This is a genomic window from Paenibacillus cellulositrophicus (assembly GCF_009363095.1).
GTDB classification, from domain to species: domain Bacteria; phylum Bacillota; class Bacilli; order Paenibacillales; family Paenibacillaceae; genus Paenibacillus_AQ; species Paenibacillus_AQ favisporus.
Genome location: NZ_CP045295.1, coordinates 81,019 through 96,283 on the forward strand (window position 1 = coordinate 81,019; position 15,265 = coordinate 96,283).

A 15,265-nucleotide genomic window follows, 5' to 3' on the forward strand; every position below is an offset into this window, starting at 1 on the left:
AGGCCCCGGCATCTGTGCCGGCGGTCTTTTTTTGCGTAAAAGCAGCGGATATATAGGAAGGGAAAGAGTAATCCCGTGGGAATAATGGCATGAGCGTAATGGCTAAGAGTAAGGGCTTATTTCCTGTAGAGTAGGGGATCTGTATATTTCACGATGTGCAGGGTGTCATAGTATTAACGCAACAAAAATTCATCCATTGCGTCTAATCAACGTATATAGAAAAGCATCAGGGGTGGAAAAGATGAATGGGAAACTAATAACGATATTCGGTGCCGTGCTCGGTTCTGTGCTCATATGGGCAGGAAGCGCAGCTGCGGAAGAACGGTTTACCGATTTGCAGCACTCGAAGTGGGCGGAAGACGGCATCACCTATATGGCCGAACGGGGAACCGTCGCTGGATACGGTAACGGGAAGTTTATACCCGAAAGGCAAGTCACAAGAGCGCAAGCCGTCACTTTCATGGTGCGGGAACTCTATCCGCAGGAGCTGCAGCAAGAAACGGGCGGCGGCATGACCTATACGGATGTGCCTAAGAACCATCCGTTTTATCTTGAAATTGCCATTGCCGCAAAACATGGGCTGACCAGCGGATTTCCTGACAGCACCTTCCATCCGGATGCACCGATGAGCCGTGCCGAAACGGCGGCGTTTCTTACACGGGCCTATTCACTCGTAAAAGGCCAGCAACCCGTAACATTAACGGATACAGCAAAGCATTGGGCGGCAGCGCCTATTCTCATCATGAGCTCCAACGGATTGATCGGCGGATATTCAGATAGCACCTTTCGTCCGGACCGATCTGTGACGCGAGCGGAGTTTGCCGTATTTATGTCACGGGTCATTCGCTTCGAACGTCAAGGAGCCATTCAGACACGGGATTGGGATAAGCTGATGTCCTATATGACGGTCAGCGAGCAGGTCGGCCAAATGCTCATGCCTGACATCAGGCAATGGAACGGGCAAGTGACGACTACGGTCAATGAAGGAGTCAAACGCAGCATCCATGATCAGGATTTGGGCGGACTTATTCTTTTTGATAAAAATATCGTAGACGCTCGGCAGGTCACCACTCTGACGCATGATCTGCAGATGGAGGCAGGCGATATTCCGCTGTTCCTTGGCATCGACCAGGAAGGCGGGGTCGTTAAACGAATCCCCGGAGGTACGAATCTGCCTGGCCAAATGGCGCTCGGCGCAACCGGAGATACAACGCTCGCCGAAGCGGCCGGACGGCTGACCGGGGAGGAGCTAAAGGCGCTCGGGCTTCGTGTCAATTTTGCGCCGGTGCTCGACATTAACAGTAATCCGGATAATCCGATTATCGGAATGCGTTCGTTTAGCTCGGATCCGGATTTGGTGACACGACTGGGTCTCGCAGAGATCCAAGGACTGCGGCAATCGGGAGTCATCGCGGCGGTCAAGCATTTTCCAGGCCATGGCGATACGGTAGTAGACTCCCACTTAGGAATGCCGGTGCTTTCGCATGATCGGGAGCGGCTCGATACCGTCGAGCTCAAACCGTTTCGGGCAGCCATCGATAACGGAGTAGAGATGATCATGACCGCACATATTGCGTTTCCAGCAGTAGACAACGAACACAACACATCACTTAAGGACGGAAGCAGCGTGCCGATTCCTGCCACGTTATCCAAGAAGGTACTGACCGGGCTGCTCCGGGGGGAGCTTGGATATAAAGGCGTCATCATTTCCGATGCCTTCACGATGAATGCAATCGCGGAGCATTTTGGCGAAAATCAAGCGGTGGTGCGTGCCGTTTCCGCAGGTGTGGATATCATTCTCATGCCGCAAGATCCGGCAGCCGCGCACCAAACGCTGGTGAACGCGGTGAAGAGCGGGGCGATACCGATCGAAACCATCCATTCGTCAGTGAAACGGATTTTGGAGCTGAAAGCGAAATACGGTTTGTTTGACCGCAGTGGAAGCCTTACGCAGCAATTGGCCGCGCTTAATGGTGTCATTGGTTCCGAAAAGCATCGGACTGTGGAGCGGGAAATCGCAGAGCGAGCGGTCACCTTGTTAGCCAGTCGTGATGGTGCGCAGCCGGATTCCATTCGTCAAGGCGATCGGGTTGCGATTGTCGCAGCCGATGAGGAGCAAGCGAAGCAGCTCGAGAGACAGCTGAAGCAAGCCGCAAATAACCTATCGCTGAAAACAGTAACAGCCCTAGTCGGTCAAGGAAAAACGAATGAGGCGCTTCAGGCGGTGGATCAGGCGGATTACGTCATCCTGGCTTCATATCAGTTCCGTAACGTGGCCAGTCAATTTGGCTGGGCCGATGATCAAACGTTGATCGATGAGATGAACAAACGTAACAAGCGTTATACGCTGTTATCGCTGGGCAATCCGTATGAGACGATCTACATTCAGAACGTGCGTTCGGGGATCGCAGTTTACGGTAAGCAGGAGCCAAATACAGCCGCCGGGATCAAAGTGCTGCTAGGCCAACTGAAGGCCGGCGGGGTGCTGCCGGTGACAATGAAGTAATTATTATCAAGTTGGTGGTTATTTGGCTTAACCGGGTTTAAGTGGTTGGTTAAGTAAGAGCAACTTAGCAATAATAGCCGCGCATAAGCGCGGTTTTATTGTGCTTTTTTTTAAATAGACGGAAATAAATGATCAGGCTCATTATTACAAGTACGATTTAGATGAAATTACTGTCCATAAGCAGTGCAAATCTATAACTGGGCGATTGTTCGATGACGTAATATATAAATTAATAAGCTAAGCCAACTGACACTAACACTAATGCACAATGAAGATGATAATAAGTATCGCGGAACTTTTTGGAGCTTGGGTATAGAGGATGTGATGGGATAAGCGCCGCATACTGAATAGTGACTGACTAAGATGAATAGATGAATCTTATAAGGCCATCTTTATATTTTATAATTACGTAAAATAATAATTTGACGAATAAATGAATATAAGTTATTCTGTACATAAGGAGGTTTAGCAATAAATGGATAAAAATACGAAGCTGCATTACATGAAACGCGTTGATGATAAATGTGCGGAGCTTCCTTGGTACGTGACCGAATACATCGATAGCCGCAAACGCAAGCTGTCGCACACGACGCTGCTGAATTACTGCCACGATTACCTCATCTTTTTTGATTGGCTTGTGGCTGAGAAACTGGCTGCAGATGATCGTAAAGACATTGAATTGAATGTTCTGGAATCACTGACTGTGCGCGAAGTCGAAAATTTTCTGTCATTTCTGGAGTATCAGCTGGGCAACAACAAATACACGATCAACCGGAAATTGTCGGCGTTAAAGTCGTTGTTTGATTACCTGCAAAACAAGGCTGAAACGTCAGACCTCAATCCGTATATTCAAAGAAATGTGATGGCCAAGATCGACTTTAATTCCATTAAGGAAAGCCAAGAAACTGTGGCGAACCGCATTGAGGGCAAAATTTTACGTGAAGACGATTTTGAGAAGTTCCGGCAGTTTGTGGCACATGATTTCGGTGAACTGAACAAAAGCAACAAACGTATGGTCCGGTTCCACGAATTTAATCGTGAGCGGGATACGGCCATCGTATCGCTGATCCTCGGGTCAGGACTGCGTTTATCCGAGGTAGCGGGAATCAATATTGAGGATTTGGATATGAACAAAGGCCAAGTGCGCGTGCTGCGTAAAGGCAACAAAGAACAATATGTATATTTTAGCCAGCAAGCCTTATTAGACCTGGAAAGCTACTTGAAAATCCGGGAAACACGATATGTACCGGGAAAATCGGAAAATTACTTATTTATAGCAGCACCAATCGGCCGCAAAGGAAAAAGCCGGCGGTTAACACCGAGATCGATTGAAAAGCTTATCGAAAAATACGCTGCTGCGTTTGGTAAACCGGCACTGACGGTGCATTCTTTGAGACATTCCTTCGCAACCCGCTACCACCTGGAGAACAACGACGTACCGAGGCTGAAGAACCAGCTGGGGCATTCATCGATCCAGACGACGATGATCTATACGCATTTAACGGATGAAGAGATGAGAAAAGCCGTTAACAATATGGATAAGTGATGAAGTAGTGTAAACTTTGGCACATTTTCACAAAACTCGTATTTTGTACATATGTATGCTATTTAATCATCCGTGCGGCGCTTCTCACCTTCAAACGGCGTTTCCGGATCTACTTGTCCTCTTCGTCGCATTTGAAAACTTTGAATTAAGCTCAATATAAGATAATCGAAATATTCTGTAAATAATTCTCCATCTTAAATAAGGAGTAGAAATTAAGACCGTCACTTTCAAGATTGTTTCTTCCTTGTTGTTCCCTTTCAATTACACAAAGGACGCTCACAACATTGGCTCCAGCGTTACGCAAATCAGTCGCACTTAAGAGGATCTGTCCTCCAGTTGTAACGACATCCTCGATGATACAAACAGTTTTTCCTTCTACCTCAATGCCTTCTGCAAGCTTGCATGTTCCATATTCTTTTGCTTTTTTTCGAACAAATGCCGCTGGTATACCTGTCTTTAAAGATAGTGCAGTTGCGACTGGAATACCGCCCATTTCAAGCCCTGCCAAAACCTCGGTGCCTGGAGGGATTAACTTAGACAGATGCTCAGCTATTTCGTTGAGTAAGACAGGGTTAGACTCAAACAGGTATTTATCAAAATAGTCGTTTGATTCCTTTCCAGATCTTAATTTAAAGCTTCCTGTTAAGTGTGCTGTTTCGTAAACCTGCTTGGCTAACAATTCTCTTTCCACAACTTCACCAGCCTTAAAAATTTTCTTTATTTTACCACAATTTGATTTTGCATGATTGATTTAAAACTATCTTGCTCGTTAGCGTAATGAAGTTGCCGATCAGCATTGGCAGCTCTTCCTGTTTGTTTATTCAACTATCGTTTTCCGTTAGAGGACTTACCTGAAATAGAACAGGTTTTTTACGAGTATTTAAGTGTAAATATTAACTTTTTGTTGATTCTCTATGTTGAACTGTTAGTTCAATGAAAACAGGGAGCAGATACCACAGTAATCTGCTCCCTGGCTATTTAATCATCCGTGCGCTTCTCACCTTCAATCGGAACGACTCTTCCTTCGACTTCTTCAGATCGAAGCTTGCCAAGCTCCTGACTATTCCCTTGTGCATCGGTCTTGCCGAAAGTATATAAACCGCTCACCCACTGATTTAAGAAATAGACCGAGCTTTTAAACTTCGGTTTCACACCCTATTCACGCTTAGCTACATCATCATACTGCCATTTCTTGATCGCTAATCCTTCTTCATTGACCTCGTAGTACCCATAGTCGTAACCTGCATTATCGATAATAAATCGCAAGGCTTCTCCTTCGGGGAATGTGAAACCATAATGATGATACCCTTCACCACCTTTCAACATTGGCGCATCCCCCGAGATCTCCGGCAGTTTTAACGCGATCTCGCGTGCTTCCGTCAAATCGCCGTGCATCAGCGTCTCGTATTCTTGCTGAGCTGTAGGAGTTCGCACGATGACACGGTTGTCTTTCGCGTTATACTTTACATAGGCGCCTAGCGTCTCGCTGATGAACCGAAGCGGCACATAAGTCAGTCCGTTCTTGTTCACGACTCCGGCGTCAATCGACACGGATTTACCGTTCACGTTCGCTTTCTTCTCCCCTTCCTTCAATTTCACCATAATCTTGTTATCTTTTGTATGAAACATCACAACACGCGTCTTCGGATCATATGCAAACACAATCCACGCCTGATCCGTCAGATAGCCCGCAATTTGATCATGGCATTTCCCTTGACCATCATCGCGTCGTATTGAAGCTCCCCGTTCACGAAGACAGAAGGAGCTGCTGCATAAGCTGATGAACCGTTGAAGAGGACACTGGCAAGCAGAGCGGAGCCAACTATGTATTTGAGCCTTTTATTCCATTGCATTATTTCTCATCCCCTAGATAAAAATAGCATTTCATACTTATGTTGACGGGATTGATAGTGATAAGTTGCAGATATAACGAATTCGTCTTACTCGTTTTACCCGATTCATATTTCCCCACTATCCAGCCCGTTAGCTTAATGAAGCTGCATATCAGCACTGGCAGTTCCTTCCTAGTCGGTTATTCAACTATCGTTTCCCGTTAGCTTAGCCCACTTCTGGTTGACGACGGATTTGTGTTGCCTGCTCAAAACTATAGGCGATGCTGATTAGTGTGGGCTCACTTAAAGCCCTCCCGGAAAAGACAACACCAAATGGCCCCTGCGTCGAATCGCCATCAGCATCAATTGTTCCTTTTGCTGAATAACCGGCGGGCACCGTAATAAGGGGATACCCTAACCGGGCAGCAATGTACATGCCATCAACGTCACCAGGTAACATTAAAGCATCTAAGCCGTGTTGATCGAGTACATAGTCAATCCCTTGCGTTACAGCCGGATGGTTATATTCTTGTCGTTTAAGTTGATATGTTGTCTCGTTTAGCGCATTTTGTTCCGAACGAATCAGATTATCTTGGCCAAACTTCAATGCGGATGCAGCGTGTTTCTGATTATAAGCTATCAGATCTTGAAGAGAATGTACGGGCAGATCCGAGTTCAACTTTGATAAATAGCGATTCAGGCCTGTTTTGAATTCGTAGCAGATAACATCATTGTTCCATGGATGCTGTTCCAAATGGAGGTCCACAGGATCGATAACTGTAGCACCTTGCTCACGCAGAACATTAATGGCGGATTCCATGATGGAAAGTCTTTCTTCATCCAACGACCGATAGTAATGTCTAGGAATCCCAATTCGAGTTTTACACAGAAAGTCTCGGTCTAGATAAGTTGTGTAGTCATGAAAAGTACGATGTGTGCTAGTCCAAGTTGCCTTATCGTTTTCGTCAATCCCGACGATTGCCCCAAGTAGAATCGCTGCATCAGTGACTGTCTTTGAAATCGGTCCTGGCGTATCCTGACTTATAGAGATTGGGATAATTCCGCTGCGACTCGCAAGCCCTACAGTAGGTTTTATTCCGACGAGAAAGTGTTGGCTGGCCGGCCCAATAATCGAACCTGCGGTTTCTGTTCCGATCGCTGCTGCTGTCAGGTTCGCCGCTACGGCTGCAGCCGATCCTGAACTTGATCCGCTGACGAAGATCTTGCCAGGTCCATATGGATTCAACACATATCCTCCTCTGGAACTGTATCCAGCTGGCATACGATTGGACATAAAGTTCGACCACTCGGTCATATTGGCCTTACCTAGAAGAACAGCGCCAGCAGCCCGGAGCTTTGCGGCTACGAACGCATCTTCAGGAGCAAACGACTCAGCCAATGCGATTGAACCAGCGCTCGTATGCATCCGGTCGTACGTATCGATGTTATCCTTTAGCAGGATTGGAATTCCGTGCAGCGGCCCCCTACTACCTGTTGTATTTCGCTCAAGGTCAAGATTCCTTGCTATTTCAAGAGCATCTGGATTGATCTCTAATACGGCATTGATCAGAGGATTATACCTATGAATGTGTTCGATATATGCAAGGACGAGGGCTTCGGATGTACATTCACCCGAAGACATTGCCTTTTGCATGCTCACCAAATCGGCTTCCTGAATCCAATCTTGTAAGTTAATGCTCATATATTAAAATACCCCCGGTACTGGTAAATTTTCGGACAACAGTAATATGGTAACATGCTGCCTTGCCAAGGGTATAGGTAAAGTTTTGATTAGATAAGAATGTATCGGTTGGGCATCGCAGTAGAGCTTGTATTTTCCCGAAGGTTAATGTTGTATCTAAAGTAATCTGCCCGTTAGCTTAATGAATTTGTGTAGTGAAATGTAGTTTGAAGCTTATCTAATCGGTAATCGGATTATGTTCTTGTCCTTTACGGCAATCGGTACAAGTTCTTGTCTTTGGTTCGGGACAAGAACTTGTACCGATAAAACAAAAAAGCCGCTAAAATAGCGACTTTCAATGGGACTATGTTCTTGTCCTTCGACAGCGGCATATTGGCGACCGACACCAGGGTATACCCAACCACCGTCACGAGTTTTTACTAAAAGTATATTTCCTTGCCCATCTTCTACAAATCCACCTGTGGCAACGATATGCGTTGGAAATGGCATATTACGACCTCCTTATGCAGTAATGTTTGTATATTTATTTCCACAGCCTTCTCGCACTACCCTGCCCGTTAGCTTAATGAAATTGCATGGAAACATAGTTAGATACTTATCTAATCGGTAATCGGCTCATGTTCTTGTCCATTACGGCAAGCGGTCCAAGTTCTTGTCCTTGGCTCGGGACAAGAACTTGGACCGATAAAACAAAAAAGCCGCAAAGGGGTAGTCCAAGAGGACTATCGGACAACCCCTGATTAAATAAAAGCAAATAAATAGCTTAAAACGCTCACGCCACTAACGTTCGCTATACAGTCTACAGGTCTTTCTTAATAGTAGAAGTACAATTAGTATCGTTAAGATCTGGATTTTGGGTGATCTTACGATAGTGATCAATTTTATATTCAATGATTTTTTGGACTTCAAACAATCTAGAGATTTCATTTTGAATCTTATGATGGTGATTTTCCAATATAGAGAGTCTTAAAGGTACCGTATCTTTATCAAGACTTGAAAGTTCTCGATAACTTTTCATTTCTTCTAACGTCATCCCTGTTGCCTTCAATCGGGTTAAAAATATGATACTTTGGATCTGTTCTCTACTATAAACCCGATGCCCGTTTCGTTTTCGGTCTGCATAAGGCAGCAGTCCAATTTTCTCATAATATCGAATTGTATCTTCCGTTAAACCTGTTAATTCTGCAGCTTGCTTTATGGAGGTTACAATCTCCGGAATTTCTTGCATAGGATCGTCTCCTTAATTATAGTTACCAAGGAACTTCGCCATTTTCATCAAAGAAACCACCTGTTGGCCCATCTTCCGGAAATGTTGCAAGGCGAACTACAATCCCGGCGGCTTGCTCGACCGAACGATAGCCCGAATGTCGATTTAAATCCGTGGCCGTATAACCAGGATCAGCAGAATTGATTTTTAGTGACGTATTTTTAAATTCTTTGGCAAGCATTACGGTTAAAGCGTTAACAGCCGTTTTGGAGCTACTGTAAGCTAGCAAATTGAAACGTGCGAATTCGGATTCGGGATCACTATTTAATATTAATGAACCGAGGCCGCTTGATAGGTTGACAATTCTACCGCATGGAGACTTTTTTAGTAAGGGAAGCATTGCTCTCGTCACTGCAAACATGCCGAAAAAGTTAGTCTCAAAGGTTTCTTTTAAAACAGACAACTCCAGTTGACTGGGGGAAATGCCTCTTTCCAATGATACTCCAGCGTTATTTATCAAAACGTCCAGCGACCCAAATTCTTCTTCAATATTCTTGAATGCAGCTTCAATTGTATGTTGGTTTGTAACGTCTAACAAAATATGGTGAGCATTTACCCCTTCATTTACTAACCCAGCTGCTGCTTCCTTTCCTTTCTCCTCGTTTCGCGTTCCAAGCAGGATTGTAAACCCCATAGCTCCCAATTGTCTTGCCGTTTCGTATCCAATACCTTTGTTAGCTCCGGTAATCAGAACGGTCTTTACATGATGCATGGTTTAACCTCTTTTCACTATAGAATTGGTTTGACTTTGCTGACATACCTGAGTTTACGACTTGGAGTATACTCCAAGTCAAGAGAAATTATACAGGCCAAATTCATTTTCCGCCTACAATGCGGAACAAACGTTTGATATGCTAATATCAAACGTTTGTTCAGGGGGGCGATTCTTATGGCTAAGAAAGAACCTACATCGCTACTAGAAAAAAGTAAAAGTAAAATCAGTGATTCTAAATTTGGGGAAGCGAATCCCGTTATCTAAAATTACGACGAAGGATGTTCACTGCGAACATCCGAAACGGTTCCCTTCGGCCGCTCTATTTTTTCAATCCCTTAACAATAAGTTGTATTCCAAACTCAAAAGCCATTTCTGCCTCGTTCTCAATCGTATTCATTACATCAGAAGTTAATGTATCCATATCTGCATTGGGTTGAGACTCTTTAACCTTCTCCATTTGGGATGGTGTTAATATTCTCCTTTTTTTTCGTGTTTGTTCTTCCATTACAGATCCCAAAACAAATTGCCCCATGGTAAGCATAGCCATTTGAGCTTCTTTCTGAGAAAAACCTGCTCGTACTAAATATTCAACTTTAAGCTCTAGTTGAGCAAGGTCATTAAAAGTGGGAATTGAGCCGGCATGGAGCATCGCTCCATCCGGATAAGCTAATAAAGCATTTCTAAAGCTGTAAGCATGATCTATGAACCATTTCTCCCAATCTTTCGGATCATGCGGCGTCTGAATGGTATGATATCTGGCGATTATTCTAGAAGCCATCTCACCAAGCAGCGTTGCTTTATCTTTTACATGCCAATAAAGTGATGCTGATTCAACTCCCAATCTCTGAGCCAAACGCCTTGTTGTAATCGCCTCTAATCCACCCTCCTTAAGAAGTTCAAGCGCCTTCTCTATAACATCTTCACGTTTTATCTTTGCCATATTTAGAAGTTCTCCTTTATTCGTACTAAAACCTATCAATGATCAGTATATCATATTGACAAATCTATCAATGATAGATTATCATCAAAACATCCTAAAATCTATCAATGGTAGATTTTTTGTTATTTATATCGAGAGGAGCTCGCATAATGAATTTAAAAACTGCAGAGTACATGCAAATCAATTGGGGTGAGCCCGATGAAATCAAGCTCGAAGCCTCTGGTACCAGGTCAAATTTTCAAGGTCGATATGGAATTAAGAACAAAGCTCCATCTTTCAGCTGATTGCAGTAAAGGAGATGGTTCCACGCATAATGATCCTGTAGACTGACCTACATAAATTTTTACTACATCGTTATCACATTCACTGCAATATACATGAATTCTCAGCTTCTTGACCCGTTGTTATTTTACACATTGATCATTTGGGAGGAAATTTGTAATGAATAGCTCTGACAAACAATCCGCTAAACTTGCCGCTATACCCTTTATATTATGGGGACAAGCCATAATTATTGTTCTTGGTGCATTTACATCTATGTTGTCTTCTACAATGCTTAACACAGCCCTACCCTCAATCGCAGCAAGTCTGAATACTTCAAGTTCCATTGCACAATGGATAGCTACAGGATACTTTTTATCTTTAGCTGCAGGTGTCCCCCTCAGTGCCTGGTTATCCCGTAAACTCGGACCAACCAAACTCTGGCTAATTAGCCTTGTTTTGTTCATGGTTTTTTCAATATTGTGTGCAGTATCAACAGGGATTTATATGCTTATCATCTGTAGAGTTCTGCAGGGTTTATCAGGTGGTTTACTTGTACCTGCTGGGCAAATTGTCACAAGCATAGCAGCAGGTCCGAAGCGTCTTGGTAGAGTGGTGAGCATCGTCGGCATAACCGTTGTAGTTGCTCCAACGTTAGGTACCACCTTAAGCAGTGCAATTCTTAGTAGTTTAAGCTGGCCTTGGCTATTCTGGATCAACATCCCTCTTGGTGTGATAGCGTTCTTTGCTGGTTTGAAGTGGCTTCCAAAAATCGAGGTTTCTGAGGCTGGAAAATTTGATTGGATTGGCTTTTTATTCGTTTTAAGCGGCGTACCCCTGCTCATTTATGGTGTAACCTCCATTGGAAACACCGCAAACGCAGTTCCGATTGGCACTTCTATCATGATAGGAGCCGTTCTTATCACTGGCTTTGTTGTAAGGTCATTAAAACTTGAAAAACCCATATTACAACTAAGACTTTTTGGTAATGGAGTATTTTCAGTAGCTGCTGTCGTTATGTTTTTGGGTGGTGCAATAAACTTCGGAGCACAGCTGCTTCTCCCCCTTTACTTAACTGATGTCCGCCACTTGAGTCTGCTTACTGCAAGTCAACTAATCTTGCCTCAAGTTATAGGCACAGCTGTTGGTTTTCCGCTTGCAGGTCGTTTTACAGACCGATATGGAGCTGGAAGACTTATATTTACAGGCGGTATCATAATGATGATATCCATGCTTTCGCTAATTTTTATTGAAGTAAATGCAGGCACTACATGGGTTGCCCTCATTTTCTTCATCTGGGGGCTAGGTACAGCATTAGCAACTGTTCCAGCTATGACCGCCGGTTTAACCACGGTTGCTCCCGATCAAATACCCGATTCTTCGCCTATCCTAAACATGCTGCAACGAATTGGAGCATCTATAGGCACAGCTGTAATCACCTTGCTATATACTAAGAATTTAACTAGTGGCCTGGACCAAGCCCATACTTTAGTTGTTTTTAAAAATGTCGTTTGGGTGTTATTGGGAAGTATACTAATACTCCTGGTATCATCCTTAATATTGGTACTAAGAGAAAATACCAACTCACGTTAATACTTATAAGATATTACATGTCGTTCAAACTGGTCTTGCTATTTAAATAGAAAGCTTTGAGTGATACAAACCTTGTTAATAGATGAAAACCGTTAATCATAATTACGTAAAGATTAACGGTTATAACCTTTTTTAATGCATCTTATATTCATCACTTTTGTTACTTATTGTGATATGTATGACATAACTAACTCCTCTTTAAAAGCCCGTAATTTGCATATTTCTTAGACCGTCTTAATGGGCCCGCCAATGAATAAAAGTAGCCGATCACGTTATCAGCTGCTTTCATTAGTTTTATATAACTTTATACTTTTAATAATCCGGTACCCTGCCAGGTACCGGATTATTTATTTTTTTTACAAAGCTCTTTTTTAAGTCTCATTAATTTTGTGATTTTTTCGTCCAACCTTTGAGAAATTCCCACAACCTGGTCACTGGCCAGCTTTAAGCCGCTACCCAGTCGGTTAAGTTCCTCGCGCAGCTCTTCAACTTCTTTTTGCAGGACATCCAACTTTCCAATTGAATCAACAACCTGGTTACCATCACTCATGACTCCTCCTCCCTCCTCATAAATGGTTGAAGCCCCATATGCTGGCTTCTTCTAGCTCTTTTGGCGGCCACATGGGAGCGGGCTCCGAAGGGGCCGCAAAGCTTGGGAACAAATGAAGATGGAACGTTCATGGACGGCATGCAACATCTCCTTGGTCAACATCCGATATATCCCGGTAACCCCCGGGCCAAATAATATCTTTCCTGCAGATACCGTCCCAAAAGCAAATGACGGCCCTTGCATTTTGCAACTCGCTGAAATCAAGTAATCTTAGCTCCATTTCGGAATTAGCAAAATACTAGTAAATTCCTAGTGGAAACAAAAGGAACGGTTGAAGTTAAGATCAGCTTCAATCGTTCCTTTTTAACACTAGCAACAAGGCCTGTTAGTTCCTAACATATGCACAGCTCCTAGGTGGCTCTAAGAAAACACTAATCAGCCAGTACTGGATATTCGGCGATCCGAAGTCTAGCGCATCCATATGGAATGAGTTCCAACTGCTCATCCGGCTCCTTGCTTCGCACGGGTCCAACCGGAACGGTCCCCGCAGAGTTCATTTCCATGGTCCACTCAGGGATGCGTCTTCCGTACACTTTCAGACGCACAGGGGCATGTTTTGCCATAAACGGCTGCCGGGTAACCTCGCCCAAATTAACCTGTACCGAGTTGCCGGGATCACGGAGAATCAGGTGCAGGCCATAATTCCAAGGGGTTTCAGGGTAGATTTCCCAGTCATGATAGGGTTCATAAATGCGGTGCCTCTGCCAGCGTTCTTTCACGGGGATCACATACATCAACGGTCCCCTTTGAAGACCAACCGTGCCGTTTGCACGGGTCACCGTGCTAACACTCATCGGTAGTTCAAGCGAAATGGAATCGCCATCATTCCAGCTTCGGTGAATGGCTGCAAAGCCTTGGACCACACTGAATTCTACCGTCTGGCCATTAATCTTGACCACAGGTGACAAGCACCATCCGGGTATTCTTAATTTCACAGGAAATTCTAATGCCTGATCCAAAGAAAGGGCCATCTTAATACTCTCTTTAAAAGGATACTCCGTCGTCACCAGAATCGAAACCTGCTGGCCGTCTGCCACCAAAGCCGTTACCGTGCAGGGCGCATAAGATACCGCTGCCAGGCCGTTATCCTCAGTCGCCATCCATAATCTCGCAGCAAATTTCGGCCATCCTTGATGCATATTAGCCGTGCAGCAGCCAAAATGAGGTTCAATACCAAACAGATTGGCTTCATTATTATTTTCCGTCCAGTTGCGCTTAGCATGCGTACACATAATCTGGTTCGCTTGCTGATCATATTGGTGAACTTTCCAATCTGGACTGATCGCGGCAGGCAGCGCATTAAAAGCGACCTTCTCTAGCACATCGCCAAAGCTCCCGTCACCGGTAATCCGGATCAGATGCTCAAGTGTATACATGTATTCAACGACGGCACAGAGTTCTGTGCCTTGGCTTGGATGGGTTCCCGCAAGCCATTCATCGCCGGAGAACATCCCACTCAATTGACCATGATACGTCATCACGCTTTGAATTCCCTGATAGACGGATTTTAACTCTTCAGGATCTTTCGTCAACAGATAGGCAAGAGCCGGTTCCTTAAACGACATGGCGACATTCACCACATGCACCCTGTGGTCGAAAGCAGTCTGACGGTTCCAGTAAGGGTAATTTCTAAACAAGCCTGACCAATCCATCGTCTGGTTCCGGATTAGCTCCATCAATTCCAGCAAAAAGTTTTCGCCCGTCCGGTTGTACAGCCATTGAATACTGATCAGGTTCTCCCCTCCCCTGGCTTTCGCCCATTCGGAAAGAGGCCGTTTTGGAAGTTCCTGCAGTTGGTACCGGAAATAAGCAGTCATCAAGGTTTCCACTCGCGGATCCCCTGTATATTCCGCATGCTGTATCAGAACTTTAAGCATAATCATGCGGCTCCACCAATCATCAATGGTTTCCGGCCCGAATTGTCCATCTGCTCGAGAGCTGGAAAGAGTCCATTCGATCCAAGGCTGAACTTTCTCAATCAGCTCCTCGTCGCCGAGAAGATAAGCCAGCGGCAGGAGTCCGTCTAGATAATACGGTCCTCTTTCCCAGCTGTCTCCACGACCTCCCAGCCAACCGTTATCCGGACCTACATAGCTCCAGAATTCGTCAAGATGTCCTGTTAGACCGTTCCTTTGAATCTCGAGCTGGTCTTTCAGCCAGCCTGCAGGTTGGATCGAACCAAGCGGTAGCTCCATATAGGGAGTCGTTGCCAGCGGTTCACGGTTTATCACTGTACGCGTCACTGTCCATAGTCACCTCGATTATAAAATGACATTAGGGACAGTCCAAAGTG

The 15,265-nt window shown here is 44.7% G+C and carries 14 protein-coding genes; 3 read left to right on the top strand and 11 right to left on the bottom strand.

Annotation, left to right across the window (positions count from 1 at the left end):
• Positions 1-241: 241 nt before the first annotated feature.
• Both GCU45_RS00190 and xerS read left to right on the top strand, forming a co-directional pair.
• On the top strand, positions 242-2,506 hold the full coding sequence (locus GCU45_RS00190; protein WP_152397583.1) for a glycoside hydrolase family 3 N-terminal domain-containing protein: 2,265 nt from the start codon (positions 242-244) through the stop codon (positions 2,504-2,506).
• A gap of 475 nt (positions 2,507-2,981) precedes the next feature.
• A complete protein-coding gene (xerS, locus tag GCU45_RS00195) occupies positions 2,982-4,052 on the top strand; it encodes a tyrosine recombinase XerS (RefSeq protein ID WP_152397584.1) in 1,071 nt (356 codons plus the stop codon).
• Positions 4,053-4,203: 151 nt separating this feature from the next.
• Here the strand turns inward: xerS and pyrE are convergent, their stop codons facing one another.
• The 9 genes from pyrE to GCU45_RS00230 all read right to left on the bottom strand — a co-directional run bounded on the left by pyrE (position 4,204) and on the right by GCU45_RS00230 (position 10,508).
• Positions 4,204-4,743: an orotate phosphoribosyltransferase gene (pyrE, locus tag GCU45_RS00200; RefSeq protein WP_208837086.1), complete on the bottom strand. Its 540-nt coding sequence runs from the start codon at positions 4,741-4,743 to the stop codon at positions 4,204-4,206.
• Between the two features lie 287 nt (positions 4,744-5,030).
• Positions 5,031-5,204, bottom strand: coding sequence for a hypothetical protein (locus tag GCU45_RS34070; protein WP_244364343.1), 174 nt, complete (start codon positions 5,202-5,204; stop codon positions 5,031-5,033).
• A 3-nt stretch (positions 5,205-5,207) separates the two neighbouring features.
• The gene (locus GCU45_RS34075) at positions 5,208-5,681 is read right to left on the bottom strand and encodes a copper amine oxidase N-terminal domain-containing protein (RefSeq protein WP_244364345.1); all 474 of its coding nucleotides are present in this window, start codon (positions 5,679-5,681) and stop codon (positions 5,208-5,210) included.
• A gap of 50 nt (positions 5,682-5,731) precedes the next feature.
• Positions 5,732-5,905: a hypothetical protein gene (locus tag GCU45_RS34080; RefSeq protein ID WP_244364347.1), complete on the bottom strand. Its 174-nt coding sequence runs from the start codon at positions 5,903-5,905 to the stop codon at positions 5,732-5,734.
• Positions 5,906-6,110: 205 nt separating this feature from the next.
• Entirely contained in the window at positions 6,111-7,586 is a 1,476-nt protein-coding gene (locus GCU45_RS00210) for an amidase family protein (RefSeq protein ID WP_152397586.1), read from the bottom strand.
• A gap of 213 nt (positions 7,587-7,799) precedes the next feature.
• The gene (locus GCU45_RS34085; protein ID WP_244364349.1) at positions 7,800-8,075 is read right to left on the bottom strand and encodes a hypothetical protein; all 276 of its coding nucleotides are present in this window, start codon (positions 8,073-8,075) and stop codon (positions 7,800-7,802) included.
• Positions 8,076-8,385: 310 nt separating this feature from the next.
• A complete protein-coding gene (locus GCU45_RS00220; RefSeq protein WP_152397587.1) occupies positions 8,386-8,814 on the bottom strand; it encodes a MerR family transcriptional regulator in 429 nt (142 codons plus the stop codon).
• A 22-nt stretch (positions 8,815-8,836) separates the two neighbouring features.
• Entirely contained in the window at positions 8,837-9,565 is a 729-nt protein-coding gene (locus GCU45_RS00225; RefSeq protein ID WP_152397588.1) for an SDR family oxidoreductase, read from the bottom strand.
• 322 nt (positions 9,566-9,887) lie between these two features.
• Entirely contained in the window at positions 9,888-10,508 is a 621-nt protein-coding gene (locus tag GCU45_RS00230; protein ID WP_152397589.1) for a TetR/AcrR family transcriptional regulator C-terminal domain-containing protein, read from the bottom strand.
• Between the two features lie 441 nt (positions 10,509-10,949).
• Here GCU45_RS00230 and GCU45_RS00235 point away from each other — a divergent pair, with 441 nt between their 5' ends.
• On the top strand, positions 10,950-12,362 hold the full coding sequence (locus GCU45_RS00235) for a DHA2 family efflux MFS transporter permease subunit (RefSeq protein ID WP_152397590.1): 1,413 nt from the start codon (positions 10,950-10,952) through the stop codon (positions 12,360-12,362).
• Between the two features lie 343 nt (positions 12,363-12,705).
• On the opposite strand, the gene GCU45_RS00240 is transcribed toward GCU45_RS00235, so the two are convergent.
• Together GCU45_RS00240 and GCU45_RS00245 are read right to left on the bottom strand one after the other, a co-directional pair.
• Entirely contained in the window at positions 12,706-12,912 is a 207-nt protein-coding gene (locus tag GCU45_RS00240; RefSeq protein WP_152397591.1) for an aspartyl-phosphate phosphatase Spo0E family protein, read from the bottom strand.
• A 431-nt stretch (positions 12,913-13,343) separates the two neighbouring features.
• Complete coding sequence (locus GCU45_RS00245; protein ID WP_244364351.1) at positions 13,344-15,215, bottom strand: beta-L-arabinofuranosidase domain-containing protein; 1,872 nt, start codon at positions 15,213-15,215, stop codon at positions 13,344-13,346.
• Between the last annotated feature and the right edge of the window lie 50 nt (positions 15,216-15,265).